Source organism: Aeromonas sp. QDB68 (assembly GCF_027707405.1).
Lineage (GTDB): Bacteria > Pseudomonadota > Gammaproteobacteria > Enterobacterales > Aeromonadaceae > Aeromonas > Aeromonas caviae.
Genome location: NZ_JAPCIQ010000022.1, coordinates 40,683 through 56,996, shown reverse-complemented (window position 1 = coordinate 56,996; position 16,314 = coordinate 40,683). Strand labels below are relative to the sequence as shown.

Sequence of the window (16,314 nt, the reverse complement as noted above, 5' to 3'; positions counted from 1 at the left end):
ATGCCTATCCTACCACCTCTGCCACGACCACAACGGCGCCGCATTCACAAAATCATCCATGCCACCCGTGATAAAGGACATGCTCGTCGCTTGATGGCCATCTTGCTGTTACATGAAGGACGCACGATCACCGATGTTCATCACCTTACCGGCGCTGCGCGCTCGACCATCGGTCGTTGGCTTCGGTGGTATCGAGATGAAGGCATAGATGCGCTAGAAGCCTTACCGGCTGGCCGTGCCCCGATCTTACCTGTCGCCAAGATTGTCACCCTACTGGTGCTGCTCATGCAGTTTTCTCCGCAAGATTTTGGTTATCAGCGCAGCCGTTGGTGTACTGAACTATTGGCTATAAAAATCAATCGGTTAACAGGGCTCAATATGGCAGCCTCCACGCTCCGCCGATGGTTACCGCGTATGGGCATTGTCTGGCGAAGGCCCGTGCCGACCTTGCGGATAAAAGACCCTGCCTATCAGGAGAAAATGGCTAATATCGACGCGGCACTGGCCCGCTGTGATGCAGATAATCCGGTGTTTTATGAGGATGAAGTCGATATAGACCTTAATCCCAAATTAGGGGCCGACTGGATGTTCAGAGCGCAGCAAAAGCGGGTTGTCACACCTGGAAAGAACGCCAAACATTACCTGGCAGGCGTTCTCCATGCAGGCAATGGAAGAGTACTTTACGTCAGCGGGATAAAGAAAAACTCATCGCTGTTTATCGCCATGCTGGAAAAGCTGCGTCGCCACTACCGACGAGCCAAAACCATCACACTGATCCTCGATAACTACATCATTCACAAAAGCAAACAGACCGAGCGATGGTTGAAGAAGAACCCCAAGTTCTGCCTGGTGTTCCAGCCAGTTTACAGCCCTTGGGTTAATCACATCGAACGGCTGTGGCACAAGTTACATGAAACCATCACGCGCAATCATCAATGCAGAGGAATGGCCAGCCTGCTGGCCCGAGTGAAACACTTCATGGATACCGTGTCTCCTTTCCCGGGGAATGGCTATGGTACAGCGAAGGTGTAGCACTATTGGGATCAGTTATTTAGCCTTGTTAGCAAGAAGAGTCTTGCAGCAGTAAAATATGAATAATGTGCGCGTGTTCAGATGATTAACGATCTATTCAGGAGTACCAACAGTGGCGAACGATAGTAAAAGACTCCACCAACCTTGAAAAATCGGGCCATAGGGCGTATAACCACGCGCTTGTCAGTGTATTGAGTGAGCCAACTTTTATGCAGCAGAGTGAACCCGTGCAGAACACCCCCTTTTGGCAGGTAAAAAGCCTGCAACAGATGACCATGACGGAGTGGGAGTCCCTGTGCGACGGCTGCGGCAAGTGCTGCCTGAACAAGCTGATTGACGAGGACACCGAGGAGCTGGTGTTCACCAACGTGGCCTGCAACCTGCTCAATACCAAGACTTGCCAGTGCTCCGACTACGACAACCGCTTTAAAAAAGAGCCGGACTGCCTGCAGATCACCCACGACAAGATTGCCGAGTTCAACTGGCTGCCCTCTACCTGTGCCTACCGCCTGCTGGCGGAGGGGCAGAGCCTGCCAGAGTGGCATCCCCTTATCACCGGCAGCCGCAGCGCCATGCACCAGGCCGGCCAGTCGGTGCGCGGCAAGGTGATCCATGAGGTACATGCCGGCGATTGGGCCGACCATATCATCACCTGGGCGAGCTAAGCTTTAAACCACCGTTTATTTCTTACTATAGGGGCAGGGGAGTGAGACTTCGCTGCCTCTGTTGTTTTTGGCATATAAGTGATCAGTTTTTTGCGATAAAGGCAGTTTGAAACTTCATGGTGAGATGAAAGCATCGTGAAGTCGTGAGAGGTCGCCCCTGGCGCAGCCAGCACCCGTTAAACTGCATCCATGACACAAGGGTTGCAGAGTTTACACTCTGCAGCCCTTGTTGCTTTCTGGCGCTTGCTAGCGATGTAGAGTGGTTTCCCCTCACCCTCACCCTTACCCTCTCCCAAGGGGAGAGGGAATAGATCGAGGTTGCTATGCAAAACTCGTGGTGGTCGAGCATGGTTCTGCTCTGCTTTTCTGAGTACCTGAGTACCTGAGTACCTGAGTACCTGAGTACCTGAGTACCTGAGTACCTGAGTACCTGAGTACCTGAGTACCTGAGTACCTGAGTACCTGAGTACCTGAGTACCTGAGTACCTGAGTACCTGAGTACCTGAGTACCTGAGTACCTGAGTGCCTGAGTGCCTGAGTGCCTGAGTGCCTGAGTGCCTGAGTGCCTGAGTGCCTGAGTGCCTGAGTGCCTGAGTGCCGGTGGGCACATCCGTGCATCAAGCGGAGGAGGGGAGTGGAGAGGGGCGTTATGGGAGCTAATGCCTAGCCAGAGCCAGCGGATTAAAGCCAGTGAGTCAGCGGGTCAACGCCAGTAGAAACTGTGAGGTAGGAACTGGTTGCACACCGGCTAACGGCCATAAAAAACCGGCGCCTGGGCGCCGGTTTTTGTTCACCGAGACGCTATTACAGAGAGGCGGTGAAGGTACGGGTGATGACGTCTTGCTGTTGCTCCTTGGTCAAGGAGTTGAAGCGAACGGCATAACCGGATACGCGGATGGTCAACTGCGGATATTTCTCCGGGTTTTCCATGGCGTCCAGCAGCATTTCACGGTTCATCACGTTGACGTTCAGGTGCTGACCACCTTCCAGGTTGGCTTCGTGGTGGAAGTAACCATCCATCAGGCCGGCCAGGTTGGCTTTCTGGGCTTCCATGTCTTTGCCCAGCGCGTTCGGCACGATGGAGAAGGTATAGGAGATACCATCTTTGGCGTAGGCGAACGGCAGCTTGGCGACGGACGTCAGGGAAGCAACGGCACCCTTCTGATCACGACCGTGCATCGGGTTGGCACCCGGGCCGAACGGCGCACCGGCGCGACGACCATCCGGAGTGTTACCGGTCTTCTTGCCGTACACCACGTTGGAGGTGATGGTCAGCACGGACTGGGTAGCCACGGCACCGCGGTAGGTATTCAGCTTCTGAATCTTCTTCATGAAGCGCTCGACCAGGTCGCAGGCGATGTCATCGACGCGAGCGTCGTTGTTGCCGAACTGCGGGTACTCGCCTTCGATTTCGAAGTCGATGGAGACGCCATCGGCATCACGTACCGGCTTGACCTTGGCGTACTTGATGGCAGACAGGGAGTCAGCGGCTACGGACAGACCGGCGATACCACAGGCCATGGTGCGATAGACGTCACGGTCGTGCAGCGCCATCAGGGAGGCTTCGTAGCTGTACTTGTCGTGCATGTAGTGGATGATGTTCAGGGCGGCGACATACTGCTTGGCCAGCCAGTCCATGAAGTGATCCAGTCTGTCCATCACGTCGTTGTAGTCGAGGTACTCGGAGGTGACCATTTCGGTCTTCGGACCGACCTGGATCTTGAGCTTCTCGTCCATACCGCCGTTGATTGCATACAGCATGGTCTTGGCCAGGTTGGCACGGGCACCGAAGAACTGCATCTGTTTGCCGACGATCATCGGGGACACACAGCAAGCGATGGCGTAGTCATCGTTGTTGAAGTCCGGACGCATCAGGTCGTCGTTCTCGTACTGAACGGAAGAGGTCTCGATGGATACCTTGGCGCAGTACTTCTTGAAACCGACCGGCAGCTTCTCGGACCACAGGATGGTCAGGTTCGGCTCAGGGGACGGGCCCATGGTGTACAGGGTGTTCAGCATACGGAAGCTGTTCTTGGTGACCAGGGTACGGCCATCAACGCCCATACCGGCCAGGGTCTCGGTGGCCCACATCGGGTCGCCGGAGAACAGTGAATCGTATTCCGGGGTACGCAGGAAGCGAACCATACGCAGCTTCATGACCATGTGGTCCATCAGCTCCTGGGCTTCTTGCTCGGTGATCAGGCCTTTTTGCAGGTCACGCTCGATGTAGATGTCCAGGAAGCTGGAGGTACGACCGAAGGACATGGCCGCGCCGTTCTGGGACTTGACCGCCGCCAGGTAGGCGAAGTAGGTCCACTGTACGGCTTCTTTGGCGGTCTTGGCCGGTACGGAGATGTCGCAGCCATATTTGGCAGCCATCACCTTCATCTGTGCCAGGGCACGGTGCTGCTCGGAGATCTCTTCGCGCAGACGGATGGTGGCTTCCAGGTTGACACCGTTTTCCAGGTCAGCCTGCAGGGACTTGAACTGAGCCAGTTTGTCGGCCATCAGGAAGTCGATACCGTACAGGGCAACACGGCGGTAGTCACCGATGATGCGGCCACGGCCGTAGGCATCCGGCAGACCGGTGATGACGCCGGACTTGCGGCAGTTCAGGATGTCTTTGGTGTAGACGTCGAACACGCCCTGGTTGTGAGTCTTGCGGTACTCGGTGAAGATCTTCTCGACCATGGGGTCAAGCTGACGACCGTACACTTCGCAAGAAGTCTTGACCATCTTGATACCGCCGTTGGCGATGATGGCGCGCTTGAGCGGCTTGTCGGTCTGCAGACCAACGATTTGCTCCAGGCTCTGGTCGATATAGCCGGCATCGTGAGCGGTAATGGTGGAGGGCAGGTCGGTATCAAAATCGACCGGCGCGTGAGTGCGGTTCTCGATCTTGATGCCTTCCATGACCTTGTCCCACAGCTTGGTGGTAGCTTCGGTCGCGCCAGCCAGGAAGGACTCGTCACCTTCATACGGGGTGTAGTTCTTCTGGATGAAGTCACGGGTGTTGACAGAGGTCTGCCATTCACCGGCTGCGAAGCCTTCCCATGCTTTTTGGAACTGTTCGTTAAGTTCTGCCATTTTCATTACCTCTCAAGGTATTTATGTGTCTGCCGCCATCCTTAATGATGGCGACGGAAGATAAACCAGTAAGTCAGCCCAACCATGACGCCACCACCAATGATATTACCGATGGTGACAGGGATGAGATTGTGCAGGACGAAGTTGGACACGGTCAGGTCGGCAAAGGTCGCCGGATCCTGGCCGATGGCCTGCCAGAATTCCGGGCTCGCGACGCTGTGGATGGCGATACCGACCGGGATCATAAACATGTTTGCGATGCTGTGCTCAAAACCGGAGGCCACGAACATGGCGACGGGGAGCAGCATCACCATCACCTTGTCGGTGGCGCTGCGGGCGCCGAAGGCCATCCACACGGCGAGACACACCATGAGGTTGCAGAGGATGCCAAGGGCCACGGCCTCGAAGAAGGTGTGATGGATCTTGTGCTGGGCCACTTTCATGGCGTTCAGCCCCCACTGACCATCCGCTGCCATGTATTGTGCCGACATGATGATGAGGCCGACGATGATGAGACCGCCGATGAGGTTGCCGAAGTAGACCAGTCCCCAGTTCTTGAGCAGCTGGGCCCAGCTGATGCGATTGGCCGCCTTGGCTACCAGGGTGAGGGTAGTGGAGGTGAACAGTTCGGCGCCGAGCAGGACGCAGAGGATGAGACCGAGGGAGAAGCAGATGCCGCCCACCAGCTTGGACATGCCCCAGGCCATGCCGCTTGAGCCCGTGGTGACGGTGATATAGAAGACGAAGGCGATGGCGATGAAGGCGCCAGCAGTGATGGCCAGGGGAATGACCTTGTATGCGGGCTTGGTGGCCTTGGCATAGGTAATGTCTTCGGCCAGGGCGGCGATGGCTTCGGGCTTCAGACAATCAAAGGGAGATTCTGCTTTCAATTCTCAGTACCTGCATATTTTGCCTGTGGAAATCATAACAAAGGGGCTGATCCCCAAAATTGACTCCGATCAAGAATTACAGATTGTGAATGTAATTTTACTACAGGATTTTTCGCCATCCGGAAGCGTTTCTTTACACCAGGTTTCAGGTGAAACAGAAATGAGTCTGTTATTAATTTTATGATTTTTAAGAGCTTATAAAGGGCGCCCTGAAAAACGTACCGGCAAGGCACCTGTGCAGCCGCACTGCACCATGAGTGCCAAATTAACAACCCCCTAAGAGGTATTTTTTGTCTTTTATTTCATCTTTGTGGCACGGCCAGCCAAAGCGTAGACCATAAAACAGAAGGGGCCATAAGGCCCCTTCGTCACGCTAGCATATCAGTTCCAGGTATGGATTCGTTTGGCTTTTTGCAATTTCTCGTAAGCGGCCAGCAGTTTCTGGTGCAGCGGGAACTGGGAGAGGGAGAGATCGGCGGCTTCCAGACCGTGGAAGCGCGCCTCGCCGCGGGCGTTGGCCCACGCCTGTGCCAGGGTCTCTTCCCCGAACATGCGGGCGAACACCGGGCGGTACTGCTCGGGGTCGCGTTCCTCGTCGAGGAAAAGCTCGACGCAGGCGCGCAGGGCGCGGTAGTAAGCGGCGCGATCCGCCGGGAACACCGACTGGTTGAACTCCATGGTCCAGTCGATGAGGTCGAGGGCGCTCTCCAGGTCGCCAGCGGCCAGCGCCAGCATGGCTTTGAGCTCACCGACGCGCAGGGTGTGCAGGGCAGTGCCCTTGGCGGCGGCGATGCCGAGCAGCTCGCGCACCCGGGTCCGCTCGTCGTGCCCCTCTTCATCCAGCTGGTCGAACAGGGCCATGTACTGCTCTGCGTCCCACTCGAGCGCCGGCAGCGCCAGGATGGTCTCCCGCAGGTGGGCCCCCATGGTGTTGTTGGCCAGCAGCAGATCTTCCACTGGATAGATGTCGGACATGCCGGGCACCAGGATACGGCAGGCGTAGACACCCAGATGCTCGTAGTCGGCGATGTAGACCGGCTGCTCCAGCTCGTGGAAGATGCCGATCAGGTGGTCGAACTCCTCTTGCGAGGTGCCACGGAAGTCCCAGTCGGCAAACTCGAAGTCGGACTCTTCCTTGAACAGATCCCAGCTGATGAGGCCGGAGGAGTCGATGAAGTGGGTCTCCAGGTTGTGGTGATCCGCCACCTGCTCGTTGTCAAACGACGGCGGTACGAAGACGTCCAGATCCTTGAGGCTGCGCCCTTGCAGCAGTTCGGTGACGGTGCGCTCGAAGGCGACCTCGAAGCGCGGGTGGGCGCCGAAGGAGGCAAAGCAGGTGCCGTTGCTCGGGTTGAGCAGCACCACGCAGATGACCGGATAACGGCCGCCGAGGGAGGCATCGAAGCTGTAGATGGGGAAGCCTTCGGCCTCCAGTGCATCGATGGACGCCTTGATGCCGGGGTAACGGGCGATGACCTCGCCCGGGATCTGGGGCAGGCTGATGGCCTCGGCGATGATCTTGTTCTTCACGTGGCGCTCGAACACCTCCGACAGCCCCTGGGTGCGGGCTTCGGTGCGGGTGTTGCCGGCGCTCATGCCGTTGGAAACATACAGGTTGCCGACGATGTTCATCGGGATGTAGACGGTCTGGTGATCAGACTGGCGCTCGAAGGGCAGGGCGACGATGCCGCGCTCCTCGTTGCCGGATTGCAGGTCCACCAGCATGTCGGCGGTCACTTCACCGTCCGGGTTGTAGAACTTGCGGGTGAAGGAGTCGAGCAGACCAGTGGGAAGCTGATCCCCCTCGATGGGGAACCACTTCTCGTTCGGGTAGTGGACGAAGTCGCCATTGGCTACCTGCTCGCCCAGGTAGAAGTCGGCGAAGAAGTAGTTGGTGGAGAGACGCTCGAAATATTCGCCAAGGGCGGAGGCGAGCGCCGCCTTCTTGCTGGCACCCTTGCCGTTGGTGAAGCAGAGAGCGCACTCCTTGTCCCGGATGTGCACGGACCAGACGTTGGGCACGGGGTTGAGCCAGGAGGCCTCTTCGATATCAAACCCCAGGGCTTGCAGCTTGGTCTGGAAGCGTTCAATGGAATCTTCCAGCGCTGCGTCCTTGCCGGGAATAAAAGTGTGGTCGGTCATCACAATGTCCTGATTTTATGGGCTCATGTTTGGACGCAGATAATAGCATGAGTGACGGGGAAAGCGGCCAGGGCAATGGTGTGGGTTTGCCCAGGTCTGCATTGGAGGGGCGGGGTGTGGCAGTGGGGTCGGGTGGTGCGCTGCGGGGCGGCGATTTTTCATGGGAAAGAGGGTTGGGTCATCAGTTTTACTTAACACAATTAAGATAAAGTAAATTTTATTATGACCCTGTGCCCTTCATCATGGCGTCAACCGTTGGTGGGGGGAGGAAAAGAGGGAAACGCCCGTGCCCGTTCCGCCCCCCCGTCTTGATGAACCTTGACCAGGAGTGCTGAATGTTCCCGATGATCCCCCGTATCGACCCCGAGATAGCCAGGTTGGCGCCGGGCTTTTGTGCCCTCAGCATCGTGGTGGAAGCCGCCCCCGTGATTGACACTCTGGTGGGGGAGCGGGCCCTGGCCCGGGCATGTGCGGCCCTTGGCACCGACGAGGCCCCCTGGGCCCTTGAACATCTGGCCGCCTGGGATCAGGTATTCAAGGGGTTTGGCGCCAAGCCTGCCCGCACGCCCTGCTCGGCCCAGGCACTGCGCAAGCGGGTGCTGCGCGATGGCGTCTTGCCCGCCATCGATCCCGTGGTCGATCTCTACAACGCCATCAGCATCGAGTATGCCATTCCCGTGGGCGGGGAGGATCTGGCGGCCTATGTGGGAGCGCCGCGCCTGGTGATTGCCGATGGCAGCGAATGCTTTGACACCCTCAAAGAAGGGCTGCCAACCCAGGAGGCACCGGCTCCCGGAGAGGTGGTGTGGCGGGACGATCTCGGCGTCACCTGTCGCCGCTGGAACTGGCGCCAGGGGATCCGCACTCGCCTGAGCCTCTCTTCCCCCCGGATGTGGTTCATTCTGGAGTGTCTGCCGCCGATGCCGCGCACGGCCTTGTGGGAGGCCGGCGACAGGCTGATTGCCGGTCTTACGCAGATGATGCCTGGGGCCCGCATCGAGCAGACGCTGGTGGAGTGATTGAAGGAGCAGACGAAAAGATAAAAGGAGGCGCCTCATGCTCGCCCGGGCGGTCATGGGGAGGATCTTGCTCGCCATGCCACGTCTGTGCCGCCCGCCTTTACCCACCGCCTGCGAACACATCAGCAAGCAGAGGAACACGGCAACACGCCGGGCTGACATCGTCCCCTGGAGCTTGCCACGTCGGGGCCGGTGTACCCGGCCCTTTCAGCGCGCCTAACCGATGAATTTCAGACCCAGGATCCCGCCGATGATGAGCAGCAGGCAGAGCACCCGGGCCAGGGTGGCCGGTTCGTTGAACAGCCAGATCCCCATCAGCACGGTGCCGACCGCGCCGATGCCGGTCCAGACTGCGTAGGCGGTACCAAGGGGCAACTGTTTGACCGCCATGGCGAGCAGCAGCACGCTCACGGCCATGGCGATCAGGGTCAGCAGGGTGGGGAGGGGACGGCTGAAACCGTCGGTGTACTTGAGGCCGATGGCCCAGGCGACCTCGAATAGGCCGGCCAACAGCAGGAGCAACCACGACATAAGGCAGATTCCGCAGGAAGCAGGGTCGTCCCTGCGTATCAGGAGGCCTCGGGGCCGTCCCCGAGGGGCAGCGGGGCTGCCGGTCGGTCTCAATGATGCCCCAACTGGAGGCAGGATGCCAATCGGCTGCCCGCAGGTCGGCCAGGCCGACGGATATTGCAGCGAATGGCACAGAATATTGCGCAATTCGACTTGCGCCCGCCGTCACAATCCGTAATGTGGACAGACGCATTTTTTGCAACTCATATATTGTGAATCCCTTGTAAACGGCTGGCGCCAAGGCAGGGGGTCACGGGTACCACACACGATTTCTATAAGCAGCTATCCAGGGTAGGACATTATGAAAAAAGTAGGTTTGGTCGGTTGGCGTGGCATGGTGGGTTCGGTGTTGATGAGCCGGATGCAGGAAGAGAAGGATTTTGCCCGCATTCAACCCACCTTCTTCACCACCTCCCAGGCCGGTGAGGCCGCCCCCAATTTTGGCGTCGATGCCGGCACCCTGCAGGACGCCTTCGATCTCGAGGCACTGGCCGCGCAGGACGTCATCATCACCGCCCAGGGCGGCGACTACACCAAGGATGTCTATCCGCGCCTGAAAGCCGCCGGCTGGCAGGGCTACTGGATTGACGCCGCCTCCTCCCTGCGCATGGAGAAGGACGCGGTCATCATCCTGGATCCGGTCAACGGCGACGTCATCGAACACGCCCTGAACAACGGCATCAAGACCTTCGTTGGCGGCAACTGCACCGTCAGCCTGATGCTGCTGGCCTTGGGTGGCCTGTTCAAGGCCGATCTGGTGGAGTGGGTGAGCGTGGCCACCTATCAGGCGGCCTCCGGTGGTGGTGCCCGCCACATGCGCGAGCTGGTCACCCAGATGGGCATGCTGCGGGATGAAGTGGCGGTGGAGCTGGCGGATCCCGCCTCCGCCATCCTCGACATCGAGCGCAAGATCACCGAGAAGACCCGCTCCGGCACCCTGCCGGTGGACAATTTCGGTGTGCCGCTGGCCGGTGGCCTCATTCCCTGGATCGACACCAAGCTCGACAACGGCCAGAGCCGTGAAGAGTGGAAGGGCCAGGCCGAGACCAACAAGATCCTGGGTATCGAAAACGCCGCTATCCCGGTGGATGGTCTGTGCGTGCGGATCGGGGCCCTGCGCTGCCACAGCCAGGCCTTCACCATCAAGCTGAAAAAAGATGTGCCGCTGGCCGAGATCGAAGCCCTGCTGGCTGCCCACAACGACTGGGTCAAGGTGATCCCCAACGATCGCGACATCACCGCCCGCGAGCTGACCCCGGCTGCCGTTACTGGCACCCTCAGCATCCCGGTGGGTCGTCTGCGCAAGCTCAACATGGGCCCGGAATACCTGGCCGCCTTTACCGTGGGTGACCAGCTGCTGTGGGGCGCCGCCGAACCGCTGCGCCGCATGCTGAACATCCTGCTGGCCCGCTGAAGTAGCGGCAGCAGGAGCAGGGAACAAGGAAGGCTTGGCCTTTCTTGTTCCCCTCTTAGTGCCTGTCCGTAAAAAAGCGGCATCCCTTGGGATGCCGCTTTTTAATTTATCCAGTTTGACTCTTAGATGTTCTGTGCTTCGTTTGGCACGATGACAGAGGCATGATTTCCTTTCGGCCCCTGCTGCAGTTCAAAGTTGACTGCCTGACCTGCTTTCAAGGTCTTGTAACCTTCCATTTGAATCGTGGAGTAGTGAGCGAAGATGTCTTCACCACCGCCTTCCGGACAGATAAACCCAAATCCTTTTGCGTTGTTGAACCACTTGACTGTTCCGGTTGCCATACATCTACATCCTTTTATTGATTACCCTGAAGTCGTTGAGTAACCTGCGCCAGCCTTATATAACTAGGGCATGACCCCGTAGCAGACGGGCGCCGATTAGCAAGTAACCAATCTAGTCCAACTTTTAAGCGAGTCAAGAAGTTGTTAACAACCGATGTGATCTGGTTAACAAGTCTATTGACAATCTTGAGCGACACGGTAGTAATCTAGAGGTACCAAAGCGCAACTATGAGCAAGCAGAAAGAACTCTTTGCTAATGAAGAGATTGCAGAGGCAGAGAAAACGAAGCTGCAACCGCCACCCATGTACAAGGTCGTCCTGAACAACGACGACTACACACCGATGGAGTTCGTGGTGGAGGTGCTGCAAAGGTTCTTTGGTATGGATCTGGAGAAGGCCACTCAGGTGATGCTGAGCGTGCATTATAGTGGTAAGGGAGTCTGCGGCACATTTACCGCCGAGATTGCCGAGACCAAAGTGGTCCAGGTCAACACCTATTCACGTAACAACGAACATCCACTGCTATGTACCATGGAAAAGGCTTGAATCTGATGACTTGATGGCGATAACGACACCGCATTGTTGCTGTACTGAGGGGAGGTGCCTATGTTGAACAAAGATCTAGAAAAGACGCTGAACGAGGCTTTCAAGCTGGCCCGTGACGAGCGCCACGAATTCATGACCGTCGAGCACCTGTTGTTGGCCCTGCTGGATAACAGCTCAGCCCATGAGGCGCTGAGTTCATGTGGTGCGGATGTGGAACAGATGCGCAAAGAGATCCGCGCCTTCATCAATCAAACGACTCCGCTCATCCCCCGTGACGACGAAGACAGGGAAACCCAGCCGACGCTGGGCTTCCAGCGCGTGCTGCAACGTGCCGTCTTCCATGTCCAGTCGTCCGGCAATACCGAGGTGAGCGGCGCCAATGTCCTGGTCGCCATCTTCAGCGAACAAGAGTCCCAGGCCGCCTACTTCCTGAAAAAAGCCGAAATAAGCCGCCTGGATGTGGTGAACTTCCTGTCCCACGGGGTGCGCAAGGACAACAAGCCCGAGAGTGGTGGCAACAATGCGGAATCTGATGACGAGGTATCCTCTGCCCAGATAGAAAGCTTTGCCACCAACCTCAACCAGCTGGTGCTGGAGGGGCGTATCGATCCGCTCATCGGCCGTGATCAGGAGCTCAATCGCACCATTCAGGTATTGTGCCGCCGCCGCAAGAACAACCCCTTGCTGGTCGGGGAAGCCGGCGTGGGCAAGACCGCCATCGCCGAAGGGCTTGCCTACCGTATCGTCAAGGGGGATGTGCCCGAGGTGATTGCGGGTAGCACCATCTACTCCCTGGACATGGGCTCCCTGCTGGCGGGCACCAAGTATCGTGGTGACTTCGAGAAGCGCCTCAAGGTGCTGCTCAAGCAGATCGAACGTCAGGAGGGGGCCATCCTCTTCATCGACGAGATCCACACCATCATTGGCGCTGGTGCGGCTTCCGGTGGGCAGCTGGATGCGGCCAACCTCATCAAGCCGCTGCTCTCCAATGGTTTGCTGCGCTGCGTGGGCTCCACCACCTACCAAGAATATGCCCAGATCTTCGAGAAGGACAGGGCCCTTGCTCGCCGCTTCCAGAAGATCGACATCGTCGAACCCACAGTAGACGACACCACTCGCATTCTGATGGGACTCAAGAGCCGTTATGAGTCTCACCATGGCGTGCGTTACACCGTCAAGGCGATCCGGGCGGCGGTGGAGCTTTCCGCCAAGTACATCAATGATCGCCATCTGCCTGACAAGGCCATCGACGTCATCGACGAAGCGGGGGCAGGGCAACGCCTCTTGCCCGTCAGCAAGCGCAAGAAGGTGATCAATGTGCCGGAAATCGAAGCCATTGTTGCCAAGATTGCCCGTATTCCCGAGAAATCTGTCTCCTCCTCCGACAAGGAAGTGCTGAAGAATCTGGAGCGTAATCTCAAGATGGTGGTGTTCGGGCAGGACAAGGCCATCGAGGTGCTGACCGATGCCATTCGGTTGTCACGTTCAGGGCTTGGCAACGAACGCCGACCTGTGGGCTGCTTCCTGTTTGCCGGCCCGACCGGGGTGGGCAAGACCGAAGTGACCCAGCAACTTGGCAAGGCGCTCGGGGTCGAGGTATTGCGATTTGACATGTCGGAATACATGGAACGCCATACCGTGTCCCGGTTGATAGGGGCTCCTCCCGGTTACGTGGGATTCGAGCAGGGAGGGCTGTTGACCGACTCCGTCCTCAAGCATCCGCACTCCGTCGTGCTGCTTGACGAGATCGAGAAGGCGCACCCGGATGTCTTCAACTTGCTGCTGCAGGTGATGGACAACGGTACCCTGACGGACAACAACGGGCGCAAGGCAGATTTTCGCAATGTGATCCTGGTGATGACCACCAACGCAGGGGTTCAGGAAACCCAGCGCAAGTCCATCGGCTTCCAGCAGCAGGACATGAGCCACGATGCCATGGCGGTGATCAACAAGACGTTCAGTCCGGAGTTCCGCAATCGGCTCGATCACACCATCTGGTTCAACCATCTCGACATGGGAGTGATCCATCAGGTGGTCGACAAGTTCATCGTCGAGCTGCAGGTTCAGCTGGATGCCAAGGGCGTTTCACTGGAGGTGTCTGAAGAAGCGCGCCACTGGTTGGCAGAGAAAGGGTATGACAGGGCAATGGGGGCAAGACCCATGGGTCGGGTCATTCAGGAGCACCTCAAGAAGCCCCTGGCCAACGAGATCCTGTTCGGTTCCCTGGTCGATGGCGGCATTGTGAAGGTCGAGCTGGTGAACAACAGCCTCAGCTTTGATTTTCAGGTCAACGTTGAAGCTGTCTCTCACTGACTGTGAGCAAGGCCGGAAATGACAAAAAACCCCAACCGAGAGGCTGGGGTTTTTTGCTGAATTCCTGGCTTAGCGAGAGCGGAAAACAATACGTCCCTTGGAGAGATCGTACGGAGTCAGAGCCACCGTTACTTTGTCCCCAGTCAGGATACGGATGTAGTTTTTGCGCATCTTGCCGGAAATATGAGCGATAACCACGTGACCATTTTCCAGTTCCACACGGAACATGGTATTGGGCAAGGTTTCGAGAATGGTACCCTGCATCTCAATACTGTCTTCTTTAGCCATTGAATCCTCTTGATAAGCCACAACAAAAAACCGCTGGATCATGCCGGATTTAAGGCTATGTGTAAAGTTTACTCGGGCTTGGTGTCGATTTTTTTCCATTCGCCCTGTACCAGCAGCTCATGGGGCAGGTATTGGCGCTTGTAATTCATCTTGCGGCACTCCTCCACCAGATACCCCAGATAGAGCCACTGACGACCGGTACGTCTGGCCAGTTCCAACTGGCTCAGGATGGCGAAGGTGCCGAGCGACCGGTCGGCATAGTCGGGGTCGAAGAAGGTGTACATGGCGCTCAGAGAGTGGGGAAGCAGGTCCGTGGTGGCCACGCCGATGAGGCGTCCCTCCTTGCGTATCTCCAGATAAAGGGGGGGCATCCAGTCGCAGTGCAGGAACCCCTTGTATTGGGTCCGGCTCGGAGGATACATGCTGCCATCCCGATGACGCTCACGGATATAGCGTTCATAGAGCTGGTAATACTCGGGCTTGTCGTCATAGCTCAGCACGAGTTCGAGATCCCGGTTCAACTGGCGGATGCGTTTCTGCCCACGGCTCGGGATGAAGCGTTCACTGTGTATGCGCAAGGATTGGCAGGCGCTGCAGGCGGGGCAGTGAGGACGATAGATGTCGTTGCCACTGCGCCGGAATCCTGCCGTCAGCAGCCGTTCGTACCCGGTGGCGTTGAGCAATTCATGGTCCATCAAGACCAGCAACTGCTCCTGCTCGTGACCGAGGTAGCTGCACGGGTGCCTGGGGGTCAGCCCGACCTTGAGGATCACTTCTTCACTCATAGGCTGATTCTCCTCGGTTGCCAGCATCCCTCTTGCAACGGTTGCCGGGTGAGGGTGGCCAGGGTGGTCAGAAAGCGCTGCCTTGGCCACTCCTGGACGCCCAGCGTGGCCAGAAAGTCGTTTTGCATCTGGCAGTCGATGAGGGCACCGCCATGCCCTGCAAAGTGGCGACAGAGGGCCACCATGGCCAGTTTGGCGCCATTGTCGATGCGGCTGAACATGGATTCACCACAAAAGAGTCGGCCCAGGGAGAGGCCATAGAGGCCTGCCTGCAACTGATCATCCTGCCAGATCTCGATGGAGTGGGCATGACCGAGGCGATGAAGGCGCCGATAGGCGTCGATCATGGGGGCACTTATCCAGGTGCCGCTGGCGGTGCGACGGGGGGCGGCGCAGGCTGCAATGACGTCATCAAAGGCGCGATTGATGTAAATCTCGAAGGGGGTGCGGCGCAAACACTTCTGCAGGCTGCGGCCGATGTGGAGTTCCTCGGGCACGATGACTCCCCTGGGGTCCGGTGACCACCACAGCAGTGGCTGATGGGGTTCATTCCACGGAAAGATCCCGCTGTGGTAAGCTGCCAGCAATCGAGCGGGAGAGAGATCTCCCCCAATCGCGAGCAGCCCGTTGGGCTCTTCCAGCGCATGGCTGGGGGAGGGAAACCAGCACAGCTCATCATCCAGTTCGGTAAGATAGCGAGACATAAGGCAGAGGTTCATAGATGAAGGCCATTATCCTGATAGTATCCAGCTTGCTTGGCTTTGTCACGGCGCCGGCCTGGAGTGCGGTGTATGAACGCAACACGGCGCGTCCGGTGGAGCAGGTGGTCTTCGGCCAGGTGGATGCGGTGCGCAACATCACCCAGCGCCAGATGGTGGAATCGGAGCATTCCGGCTGGAAAACTCTGGGAGGGGCCGTGCTTGGCGGGCTGCTCGGCAACCAGTTTGGCGGTGGGCACGGGCGGGAAATTGCCACTGCGGTCGGAGCGCTGGCGGGAGCGGCGGCGGTGCAGCAGTTTCAGTCAGGGGGCAGCGTGGTGGAGAACAAGTTGGTGGAGCTGCTGATCCGCAACGAGCAGAACGGGCTCATCAACGTGATCCAGGATTACGATCCGGCCATGGTCTTTGCGCAGGGCGACAAGGTGCGCATCCTCTATTTCAGCGATGGGGTGCGGGTCGACAAGACCTATTGAACGGTGAAGAAGGGACTGACCCGGCGGCCG

General features: G+C 57.9%; 15 protein-coding genes. 7 read left to right on the top strand and 8 right to left on the bottom strand.

The window, feature by feature from the left end; all coding sequences use genetic code 11:
- Together PG892_RS09495 and PG892_RS09490 are read left to right on the top strand one after the other, a co-directional pair.
- Positions 1–1,032, top strand: a complete 1,032-nt coding sequence (locus PG892_RS09495) for an IS630 family transposase (protein WP_270825348.1) — start codon at positions 1–3, stop codon at positions 1,030–1,032.
- Positions 1,033–1,241: 209 nt separating this feature from the next.
- Positions 1,242–1,697: a YcgN family cysteine cluster protein gene (locus tag PG892_RS09490; RefSeq protein ID WP_270825347.1), complete on the top strand. Its 456-nt coding sequence runs from the start codon at positions 1,242–1,244 to the stop codon at positions 1,695–1,697.
- Between the two features lie 804 nt (positions 1,698–2,501).
- Here PG892_RS09490 and pflB read toward each other — a convergent pair.
- The 3 genes from pflB to ycaO all read right to left on the bottom strand — a co-directional run bounded on the left by pflB (position 2,502) and on the right by ycaO (position 7,816).
- Positions 2,502–4,784, bottom strand: a complete 2,283-nt coding sequence (gene pflB / locus PG892_RS09485) for a formate C-acetyltransferase (protein ID WP_010674504.1) — start codon at positions 4,782–4,784, stop codon at positions 2,502–2,504.
- 41 nt (positions 4,785–4,825) lie between these two features.
- On the bottom strand, positions 4,826–5,674 hold the full coding sequence (gene focA / locus PG892_RS09480; protein WP_113070380.1) for a formate transporter FocA: 849 nt from the start codon (positions 5,672–5,674) through the stop codon (positions 4,826–4,828).
- Positions 5,675–6,055: 381 nt separating this feature from the next.
- Entirely contained in the window at positions 6,056–7,816 is a 1,761-nt protein-coding gene (gene ycaO, locus PG892_RS09475) for a 30S ribosomal protein S12 methylthiotransferase accessory factor YcaO (protein WP_048207529.1), read from the bottom strand.
- 335 nt (positions 7,817–8,151) lie between these two features.
- On the opposite strand from ycaO, the gene PG892_RS09470 reads away from it, so the two are divergent.
- Positions 8,152–8,835, top strand: coding sequence for a B3/B4 domain-containing protein (locus tag PG892_RS09470; RefSeq protein WP_039039002.1), 684 nt, complete (start codon positions 8,152–8,154; stop codon positions 8,833–8,835).
- 216 nt (positions 8,836–9,051) lie between these two features.
- On the opposite strand, the gene sugE is transcribed toward PG892_RS09470, so the two are convergent.
- Positions 9,052–9,366 carry a quaternary ammonium compound efflux SMR transporter SugE gene (gene sugE / locus PG892_RS09465; RefSeq protein WP_041211362.1) on the bottom strand — a complete coding sequence of 105 codons (315 nt, stop codon included), beginning with the start codon at positions 9,364–9,366 and terminating at the stop codon, positions 9,052–9,054.
- A gap of 340 nt (positions 9,367–9,706) precedes the next feature.
- On the opposite strand from sugE, the gene asd reads away from it, so the two are divergent.
- Complete coding sequence (gene asd, locus PG892_RS09460; RefSeq protein WP_039039005.1) at positions 9,707–10,819, top strand: aspartate-semialdehyde dehydrogenase; 1,113 nt, start codon at positions 9,707–9,709, stop codon at positions 10,817–10,819.
- A 122-nt stretch (positions 10,820–10,941) separates the two neighbouring features.
- On the opposite strand, the gene cspD is transcribed toward asd, so the two are convergent.
- A complete protein-coding gene (gene cspD, locus PG892_RS09455; protein WP_010674510.1) occupies positions 10,942–11,160 on the bottom strand; it encodes a cold shock-like protein CspD in 219 nt (72 codons plus the stop codon).
- Positions 11,161–11,388: 228 nt separating this feature from the next.
- Here cspD and clpS point away from each other — a divergent pair, with 228 nt between their 5' ends.
- Together clpS and clpA are read left to right on the top strand one after the other, a co-directional pair.
- Positions 11,389–11,706 (top strand): ATP-dependent Clp protease adapter ClpS, encoded by a 318-nt coding sequence (gene clpS / locus PG892_RS09450; protein WP_005325410.1) that lies wholly within the window; start codon positions 11,389–11,391, stop codon positions 11,704–11,706.
- Positions 11,707–11,766: 60 nt separating this feature from the next.
- Positions 11,767–14,019 (top strand): ATP-dependent Clp protease ATP-binding subunit ClpA, encoded by a 2,253-nt coding sequence (clpA, locus tag PG892_RS09445; protein WP_010674511.1) that lies wholly within the window; start codon positions 11,767–11,769, stop codon positions 14,017–14,019.
- A 69-nt stretch (positions 14,020–14,088) separates the two neighbouring features.
- On the opposite strand, the gene infA is transcribed toward clpA, so the two are convergent.
- From infA to aat, 3 genes are all read right to left on the bottom strand, one after another.
- Positions 14,089–14,307, bottom strand: coding sequence for a translation initiation factor IF-1 (gene infA / locus PG892_RS09440; protein ID WP_005300033.1), 219 nt, complete (start codon positions 14,305–14,307; stop codon positions 14,089–14,091).
- A gap of 68 nt (positions 14,308–14,375) precedes the next feature.
- Positions 14,376–15,092 (bottom strand): arginyltransferase, encoded by a 717-nt coding sequence (locus PG892_RS09435; RefSeq protein WP_041215290.1) that lies wholly within the window; start codon positions 15,090–15,092, stop codon positions 14,376–14,378.
- The gene (gene aat, locus PG892_RS09430; RefSeq protein WP_039039162.1) at positions 15,089–15,796 is read right to left on the bottom strand and encodes a leucyl/phenylalanyl-tRNA--protein transferase; all 708 of its coding nucleotides are present in this window, start codon (positions 15,794–15,796) and stop codon (positions 15,089–15,091) included. Before aat ends, PG892_RS09435 begins: the two co-directional genes overlap by 4 nt.
- A gap of 17 nt (positions 15,797–15,813) precedes the next feature.
- Between aat and PG892_RS09425 the strand changes: the two genes are divergently transcribed.
- The gene (locus PG892_RS09425; RefSeq protein WP_041211363.1) at positions 15,814–16,284 is read left to right on the top strand and encodes a glycine zipper 2TM domain-containing protein; all 471 of its coding nucleotides are present in this window, start codon (positions 15,814–15,816) and stop codon (positions 16,282–16,284) included.
- The last annotated feature ends 30 nt before the right edge of the window (positions 16,285–16,314 follow it).

What these genes read in the sequence shown, in the direction of transcription:
- PG892_RS09495 (WP_270825348.1), top strand. Translation starts at nt 1, where the DNA reads ATGCCTATCCTACCACCTCTGCCACGACCACAACGGCGCCGCATTCAC.
- PG892_RS09490 (WP_270825347.1), top strand. Translation starts at nt 1,242, where the DNA reads ATGCAGCAGAGTGAACCCGTGCAGAACACCCCCTTTTGGCAGGTAAAA.
- pflB (WP_010674504.1), bottom strand. Translation starts at nt 4,784, where the DNA reads ATGGCAGAACTTAACGAACAGTTCCAAAAAGCATGGGAAGGCTTCGCA.
- ycaO (WP_048207529.1), bottom strand. Translation starts at nt 7,816, where the DNA reads ATGACCGACCACACTTTTATTCCCGGCAAGGACGCAGCGCTGGAAGAT.
- PG892_RS09470 (WP_039039002.1), top strand. Translation starts at nt 8,152, where the DNA reads ATGTTCCCGATGATCCCCCGTATCGACCCCGAGATAGCCAGGTTGGCG.
- sugE (WP_041211362.1), bottom strand. Translation starts at nt 9,366, where the DNA reads ATGTCGTGGTTGCTCCTGCTGTTGGCCGGCCTATTCGAGGTCGCCTGG.
- asd (WP_039039005.1), top strand. Translation starts at nt 9,707, where the DNA reads ATGAAAAAAGTAGGTTTGGTCGGTTGGCGTGGCATGGTGGGTTCGGTG.
- cspD (WP_010674510.1), bottom strand. Translation starts at nt 11,160, where the DNA reads ATGGCAACCGGAACAGTCAAGTGGTTCAACAACGCAAAAGGATTTGGG.
- clpS (WP_005325410.1), top strand. Translation starts at nt 11,389, where the DNA reads ATGAGCAAGCAGAAAGAACTCTTTGCTAATGAAGAGATTGCAGAGGCA.
- clpA (WP_010674511.1), top strand. Translation starts at nt 11,767, where the DNA reads ATGTTGAACAAAGATCTAGAAAAGACGCTGAACGAGGCTTTCAAGCTG.
- infA (WP_005300033.1), bottom strand. Translation starts at nt 14,307, where the DNA reads ATGGCTAAAGAAGACAGTATTGAGATGCAGGGTACCATTCTCGAAACC.
- PG892_RS09435 (WP_041215290.1), bottom strand. Translation starts at nt 15,092, where the DNA reads ATGAGTGAAGAAGTGATCCTCAAGGTCGGGCTGACCCCCAGGCACCCG.
- aat (WP_039039162.1), bottom strand. Translation starts at nt 15,796, where the DNA reads ATGTCTCGCTATCTTACCGAACTGGATGATGAGCTGTGCTGGTTTCCC.
- PG892_RS09425 (WP_041211363.1), top strand. Translation starts at nt 15,814, where the DNA reads ATGAAGGCCATTATCCTGATAGTATCCAGCTTGCTTGGCTTTGTCACG.